We start from the raw sequence: 272 nt of genomic DNA, 5'->3' as shown, positions 1-272 counted from the left end.
TGGGAAGACGTCATGCCATGAGTCCGGCAGGTCGTCAGGAGGCGGTCAGGGCCATCAACGGAGGTGAAGCGGTGCGCAGTGTTGCGCGGCGGTATGGTGTTGCACCCCGAACACTCTATCGGCTTTTAGAAGCGACAACCGAGAGGATGGAGACCGGAAAGGCCGCCTGAAGCGGGAGACTTTACGGCAGCATGCCGTGGGTAAAAGGAGCCTGTTCTGTCCGTGAGACAGCAACGCAGGGAAGGGAAAATTTCCATCCTTTTTCTGAGGCG

Annotated in this window: 1 protein-coding gene; it reads left to right on the top strand. The window is 58.5% G+C overall.

The genetic code is table 11. The features are described 5' to 3' along the window. On the top strand, positions 1-170 hold a 170-nt coding region (locus tag B7444_RS17550; RefSeq protein ID WP_148424767.1), incomplete at its 5' end, for a helix-turn-helix domain-containing protein. Positions 171-272 lie beyond the last annotated feature (102 nt).

It is taken from the genome of Gluconobacter thailandicus F149-1 = NBRC 100600, from assembly GCF_000964465.1.
GTDB classification, from domain to species: Bacteria; Pseudomonadota; Alphaproteobacteria; order Acetobacterales; family Acetobacteraceae; genus Gluconobacter; species Gluconobacter thailandicus.
Note: the sequence above shows the minus strand (reverse complement) of the source record. Positions and strands in the feature narration are given on the sequence as shown.